The organism is Okeania sp. SIO2F5 (genome assembly GCF_010692685.1).
Lineage (GTDB): Bacteria > Cyanobacteriota > Cyanobacteriia > Cyanobacteriales > Microcoleaceae > Okeania > Okeania hirsuta.
Window position 1 is genome coordinate 1 of sequence record NZ_JAAHGU010000223.1, and the last position, 7,008, is coordinate 7,008.

The window sequence follows — 7,008 nt, forward strand, 5'->3', positions numbered from 1 at the left end:
TTATCTCTCCCCAAATCTTCCCTCTTAACCTTTTCTCTCTTACCTTCTGTCTCCTGTCTCCAGTATAGCTGTCTCCTAGTCAAAAAAACTTGATATTTATATGAAGATACGGTTAGGGGTTCTATAAGGAACGGGGAACGGGCAAGATGCCCCCAAACACAAAACTATTAAAATCATCCCGCATTTATGCAACGCCCAAAATTTTGATTTCTCAAATCCTTACCTGGTAACTATTTCATTTTTAGCGTACAATTTCGTTCGGTTACTACCGATCGCCTATATAGCGAGATTAGATGAAAGTAGAAGGTATGCAATAATCGTTGCTTTTCTATTAGAAATGGCTGCATTATTAGTTGATACTGCAATTTCCATGCACGATAAAATGATGGGTAAATTATTCCGTCGTAGTGAAAACCAGCACAATCAAAAATTTCAACAGGATGGTAAACTGGACAGTACAAAATTCTTAGTGGAAAAAACTGCCTTGGTGAATTAAGGTATGATTTGAGAAAGAAGTGATCGCTAATTAGGCAGAAAAATTATGGAATGTCCAAATGGGTCAATCAACTCACATAATAGAGTTGTTGGGAAATAACTTAGGTTAGGAAAAAACGAAAATGAAAACAGATATATTTTGTTAGTAATTTAATTATTTATGCTGCCATCAAATATAAGTTCCAGTCATCCAGTTGCTGAAATACATTAATTTGTCATCAAAATCAATAAGCGTGATTACGGTAAATTTGGCTGACAGCTCCATAACGTTTGACACCCGCGAAGGCGTTTTCACATATCACCCAAGATTTGCTCAATTTCCGGCGTTGGTAAATCAAGAGATGAAACTTTAAGAGTAGTCTGTTTCTGATACCTCTAAATATTTTACCAAAGTAAGTGATGGGTATCACCCCTAGTAGAAAATCATCTTACCAATTACCAACGCCCAATTTCCGATTTTCCGATTTTTGTTGCTCACTTAATTCTCCTCCCTTTGGTTTTTTATGGGGGATACGGATATTTTCATACTGGCGAGTGAAGACCTTGAAAACCACTATCCACTTCAATCGGAATCTCCACAGGTATATTTCCTATTAGCTTTTCCTGGTCATGGCATTTTTTATCATGTAACTTTCCTTCTCGTACCTGAGTTAATACTAACACTTTCTGATTTTGGTCCACTGCTGCTAGATGTTTGCGAGTATGACGCTTTTTTTTTCCTGAATAATTCAGTTTTTGTTTTTCGGGGTGAGTTGGTAGTTGCACTGGCCGTTCTGTGCCGTCCATGATCACTCGTTCTACTCCAGGGAAACGTTCTATAAATGCTTGAACACAGTTAATTTGACTCTGGAGTGTACCTTTTTTTCTCCCAGGGCAGCTTCTAAAATCGGTTGTCAGCGATGTACCCAATAATGTGCTTGACTGCGGTCAATATCAAACAAGATGCCAGCTAAATCAAAGGTGGGGTAATATCATGTCCGATTATATACTTAGACTTTGATGAAAGGGAGATAGAGAACATAAGTTAGAAGGAATAAGGGTTTCCTCCAATTGTGACGTAATTTTATACACTAACGATACTACCGGACATGATATAACATTTAAAGTAGAAGAGAATGTAGAATAATTTGTCTTGACTGGTGCGTAAACGAGCCTTACGGCCACCTCCAACAGAGCGTTGACGAGGTTTCTCCAGCAATGTTTGTTCATATATTTGCTCAAAGGACTTCAACAAAGTGTAATATGCTTTACGATGTAATCCTGTTAATGCTCTGAGTAACCTGTCTTGTTTTCAGGCTTGTTCAATATTTAATTTAGCATTTATAAAGGCCAATTTATGCTTGAACCATTTTACCTTATTTCCCAACAACTCTATTAATTATTAATTGTTGAATAGCCACTACCTAACCCTTATCTCCTCTAAATAACGAATCAATCACATTCCAAAATACTAAACTTGCTGACAGGATAATCTAGGGGCAGAAATGTATAGCCTAATGGCGAACAACTAGACTTCACTACTTTAGTAAAAATAATTCTTGATTCCAGGCGATCGCCACTTGGTAAAAAAGTTATTTCTCCTGTAGCACCCTCGGAACTAAAATTTTCACTTGCTAAAATTTGTTGCAGGGCAATGCGATTTAATTCTTTACGTTCTGGCAGGGTTCGTAATGCTGTAATCAAAGCTCTAGCTGCATCATAAGCAAAAGCTGTACGCCAACTAACAGTTCCTCCCCAAATGTTTTTTGCTTGCAGTGGAAAATCTGGATCGGGACTATTCAAACTGTGCCACGGTGTAGCTACCACAACATTTTTCTCTGCTTCTTGAGCGCCAAACTTGAGAGTATAGTTACTATAGAGGTTTTCTCCAGTAATTATCGGTAAATTGAGCTGCCAATTGGCTTTGATTACCTCTATTGCCTTTGCTAAAGTGGAAATATCTGGCAGTAATACAATTGCAGTAGCTTTTTGTTTCTCTACTCTATTGATGGCAGCACTGGCATTAAAAGAAGTTCTTGATAAATCAAAACTGTCATTCATATCTTTAACTATTTTGCCACCACCAGCACTCAAACTAACCATAAATTTATTTTTGAGAGATTCACTGTAAATATCATTAGGATTATCAAACAGAGCTACTATTTGCTGTTGATCAGTAGATTTATTAATTAAGTAACTTGCCATTGCTTGAGCCATTGTGGCATCAGATGGTATCATCCTAAAGAAAAAATCATTGCGATTTGATAATTTAGAAGTACTAGCAGTGGGAGAAATTAAAACCAGTTTATTCTTTTCATAAATTGGAGCTACTTCCATCGTGATTTCACTAAAAGTATGACCAATTACTGCCAAAACTTGACCTGTTAAAACCAGATTATTTGCTATTTTTACTGCTTGCTCTGGAGAGTTGCCATCATCAACAATAATTACAGTTAAACCCTTGCCTCCAATCAAATTATCGCTCAGGTTTATGGCATTCTGAGCTTGAGCAACTCCCCGTAATTTTTCTAAACTATAGTTGAGAGCTTGTGACTCACCTGTCATTGGTGCTACTATGGCTATAGTATAAGCGTCAGTATTGCTAGCAGCTAGTCTGGCATTATTCAGATAAATCAGGATTTCTGGATCGTTAAAGTATTTTTTTCTAGCTGTTTCTAAAAGTTTGACTGCTTGCAAATAATCACCATCAGCAAAAGCTTTAACTCCCTCTTCTTTTTCTTTGGGTGCGGAACCTGGAATCAGAATTTCTTCCCCACAACTCAAATTATCATCCAGTTTTAAAGGACAAGTTGTAGGTGCTTCTGGTAAAATAGCAATTAAGACAGCGATCGCTCCTAGTGTTAAAAGGGAAATATTGCCTAACCATTTATTGACTTTGGGTGTGGTTTCTTGATATTTACTCTTGAAGTTCTGTATTTTTTGCTGCAATGGAAAGTCAGATAAATAGTTTTTCTTTGCGGGAGCGGGTTGTTTGCTCTGGGTAGGGTCAATTTCTGCTTGTACTTGCTGGTTGTAGTTAGCAAGACGTTCCAAAATGTCTTCGGTTGTTTGGGGGCGACACTGAGGTAAATTTGCCATCATCTCATCAATTAAGTCTGCTAATGTTTTTGAGATTTGAGTAGCATGGTGTCGCCACATTAATCTACCACTCTGAGGATCGGTAGGCAAATTAGTAGGATCTTGTGCTGTGACTAAATAAACTATAGTTCGAGCAATGGCAAAGACATCCGACTGTCGTGTGATTTTCCCTTCATACTGTTCTGGGGATGTGTAACCTTGAGAAATCATCCCAGTCACATCTTTGCCTTCAAATTGCCTTAAATATGTTTCTGTAACTTGCCTAGTCGCACCAAAGTCAATTAATGCTAGTTGACCCCATTTCTGCTTTTGGGAATCTTGTTGATGGTCAGTGTGATTTTTTTCATTTTCAACCTCCTGTTTGTGGTCTAATGTTTCTCTGGTTTGTTCTGGATCATTTCCTAGCTGTGCAACATTTTCTTCGGTAAGTGAAATGGAAGATAAATTATTTGCTCTGCTAGCTTTTCCATCTGTTTGTTGACTAGCTTCTTGTTTAGGCAAATTTTCATAAGATCCAGAGGGTTGTTTGGCTCCATTATGATTGGAGTTTTGTGCTGGGGAGCTACGCAACATGATATTTGTTGGTTTAAGATCCCGATGGATGCAATGATTCTGATGAAGTTTACCAATAATTTCTACTAACTGTGTGAGCCAGGCGATCGCTTGCTCTTCTTCTATAGGTTGATTATGATGAATTTGTTGCAACCAGTCAGATAAATTTATACCCTCAATTTTTTCCATTACCAGACAGTGTAATGGTTCATCTCCCGCTTCTGACCAGATAAAGTATCCTTCTGGTTCGACTTTTGGTAATCCAGGTTCGTGTAAATATGTTAAAACTTTTGCTTCTTGCTCAAACAAAGAAATTACTTGTTCTATTTCTTCGTCTTCTATTTCCCTTGGCACTTGCAATATTTTCATAATTTTTATCGTACCACGATCGTCAACTTCCCAAGTTTGACCAAAACCACAGTCTCCAATAAGTTGAATCGCTCGATAGTGCTGTTGTAATATTTGTCCAGGATTAATCATCTTCCTACAAGTCAAAAATCAAAAGTCAAAGGCATATTAAAATATACAGTCACCTAGTCATCATATTAAATCTGGTGTTGCACAATAGAGAATGATATTCTAGAATTTGATTGAGAGATGGATTGTCTTGATTGTCAAAGCCATAAAAGCTTGAAAAATAGTCATTGTCAGGGAAAACAGAGTTATCTGTGCCGTGACTGTGGCCGTCAATTTCCAGAAAGCCCCTGTCCTGCGGGTTATAGTTCTGAGGTGATATGTTGTACAGATCCATTCCCTTGCTGCTCTATGATTTGAAACATCGGCAAATTCCTCAATTCTCGTAATCATTCGTCACTGTGCAACGCCGGAAAATGCTATTGCTGCATATCATCTAGCATTGGAAGTTCGCACCAAAAAAGATTTTCCTATCGATTGGGCAGGGACTCAAAAAAATCTAGGTAACGCCTACAATAACAGAAATCGTTCTACCCAATCTACAAATTACTATCTATATTTTCTGAGACCAGTTCCCAAAACCTTATTGCAAATGCCTAACTAAAGCTTCCCCCACTCGTTGAGCATCGGCCTCCGTCATGCCAGAAGTCAGAGGTGGACAGATATGATTCGGACACCAACGTTCGGCACCAGGAAAACTCTCACCTTCACAAATACCTGCAAAAACTGGTTGTTTGTGACAGGGTATTTCATATACTGTTCCTCCTAAAAATATCTCTTCTTCTGCTAATGCTGTTTTGATTTCTTTGGCATTTTTTCCCTCTGGCAAATGAACAATCAATTTGTAATTACTAGCGATATCCATTTTTTCTGTAGATACAAACGATAGACCAGCTTCTTTGAGAGGTGCAGTAATTAATTCATAAGCTCGCTCACGTTTTTTCAACATCTCTGGCAATTTTGCTAAATGTATCCGACCAAGCAGAGCATTCATTTCCGTGATTCGCATACTATTACCAAAGTCCGTGTGTAAGCCACCAAAGTCCATGCCTCGCTTCCCTTGGTTTCTCAAAGAACGTGCGATATAGTCTTCCTCTTCATTATTCAGAGTTATCATTCCTCCCTCACAAGTTGTCATTACTTTAGTCGGGAAAAATGAAAAAGCAGCACCATCTCCCAAATTTCCAGCACTTACATCATTGATTTTACTACCGTGAGCATGGGCAGTATCTTCGAGGACAAATAACCCTCGTTGGTGACAATATTCCACCACTTGCGGAAACTCTGGAGAAATGACGCCCCCAATATGAACCCACATTACTCCAGAAATCTTCTGTGGGAGATTATTACCCTTTTCTACTGCCTCTTGCACCATCTGTAGAGAAGGAGCAAATGTTTGTTTGTCCATATCCAGATATTGAACTTTTCCCCCGGCACGAATTACTGTAGCAACAGTAGCAAAGTTGGTATTAGTAGGAACTAAAACAGTTGTTGCCTCAACTTTTTTCAAGCGTAATAGAATTTCTAGTCCAGAGGAGCCACTATTAACAGCGATCGCGTATTTTGTACCGACATATTCGGCAAATGCTTGTTCAAATGCTGTGGTATGTTCCCCTAAAATTAGTCTTCCAGACCTTAAAATTTTCTCAGATTCTGATAAGAAATATTGAATTTCATCATCTGTAATATCGAAATAAAATGGTTTAATTTTTTGATTTACTGTCATGTTCCTCTCTCTTGAAAATTCGTGTTCTTGCATTAAATAAATTTACATATTTATCGGACTCAAATACGATAATCAATCTAGTTTTTTCCTCTTCCATAAAGTAGGAATTATACCATTTTTTCCAAGTAATACTAGAACCTATCTATAGTTTTTATTAAAGGCTGATTTAGTAAAAATTTATTAATTGCTGCCTTTTATGGCAAATAACACAGTAAAGGCAGCAAGCAAATTAGAGTGATTAAAAGAGCGTGAAACGACTAAATTGTGTGATAGACATTATAGCTAATTTGTACAGTGTGTAACTCAATAGTTATGCTGCCGAAATGAGCTAGGGATTCATTGCTTCAATTACTTAGCTGCTAAAACATGAATGACCATAGGTTCATTTTGATGTGCAAAATAATCTAGGGGTTTGAACCCTGCTTTTATCGCCAGATATTGAAAATAGTCCACTGGATATTTATCATAACTTAAAAAGTGAAATTTTGTGCCACTCTTTATATTTATTGGTCTTTAGTTGCTCTCACATTATGCTCTAAACAATAAGTTTCAGCCACCCAATTAAATTCATAATTAAATGCATTAGGGTCGAATCCAGAAACTGGCAAATCACGATGGCTTTGTTGCATGAAAGTAGCGATCGCCAAAAACTCCCTTAGTTGGAAGTTAACTAGATTTCTACTTTGTAGCTCTGGGGTTTACCATTTTGAATCATCACGTTGAGTATGGAACATTGTATGAAT

At 37.6% G+C, this 7,008-nt stretch carries 6 protein-coding genes and 1 pseudogene; 2 read left to right on the forward strand and 5 right to left on the reverse strand.

Going from position 1 to position 7,008, the window contains the following annotated elements:
- The first annotated feature begins 337 nt into the window (after window positions 1-337).
- Entirely contained in the window at window positions 338-496 is a 159-nt protein-coding gene (locus F6K27_RS31735; protein ID WP_287279811.1) for a hypothetical protein, read from the forward strand.
- A 521-nt stretch (window positions 497-1,017) separates the two neighbouring features.
- Here the strand turns inward: F6K27_RS31735 and F6K27_RS31740 are convergent.
- The 3 genes from F6K27_RS31740 to F6K27_RS31750 all read right to left on the reverse strand — a co-directional run bounded on the left by F6K27_RS31740 (window position 1,018) and on the right by F6K27_RS31750 (window position 4,605).
- Entirely contained in the window at window positions 1,018-1,404 is a 387-nt protein-coding gene (locus F6K27_RS31740) for a transposase family protein (RefSeq protein ID WP_287279813.1), read from the reverse strand.
- Between the two features lie 154 nt (window positions 1,405-1,558).
- On the reverse strand, window positions 1,559-1,693 hold the full coding sequence (locus F6K27_RS31745) for a hypothetical protein (protein WP_287300958.1): 135 nt from the start codon (window positions 1,691-1,693) through the stop codon (window positions 1,559-1,561).
- Between the two features lie 233 nt (window positions 1,694-1,926).
- Window positions 1,927-4,605 carry a bifunctional serine/threonine-protein kinase/ABC transporter substrate-binding protein gene (locus tag F6K27_RS31750; RefSeq protein WP_287279817.1) on the reverse strand — a complete coding sequence of 893 codons (2,679 nt, stop codon included), beginning with the start codon at window positions 4,603-4,605 and terminating at the stop codon, window positions 1,927-1,929.
- Window positions 4,606-4,722: 117 nt separating this feature from the next.
- On the opposite strand from F6K27_RS31750, the pseudogene F6K27_RS31755 reads away from it, so the two are divergent.
- Window positions 4,723-4,857 (forward strand): annotated as a pseudogene (locus F6K27_RS31755) (IS1 family transposase); the annotation flags it as partial.
- Between the two features lie 265 nt (window positions 4,858-5,122).
- Here F6K27_RS31755 and F6K27_RS31760 read toward each other — a convergent pair.
- Both F6K27_RS31760 and F6K27_RS31765 read right to left on the reverse strand, forming a co-directional pair.
- Complete coding sequence (locus F6K27_RS31760; protein ID WP_287279819.1) at window positions 5,123-6,265, reverse strand: DegT/DnrJ/EryC1/StrS family aminotransferase; 1,143 nt, start codon at window positions 6,263-6,265, stop codon at window positions 5,123-5,125.
- Window positions 6,266-6,768: 503 nt separating this feature from the next.
- Window positions 6,769-6,912, reverse strand: coding sequence for a hypothetical protein (locus tag F6K27_RS31765; RefSeq protein WP_287279820.1), 144 nt, complete (start codon window positions 6,910-6,912; stop codon window positions 6,769-6,771).
- Window positions 6,913-7,008: the final 96 nt, after the last annotated feature.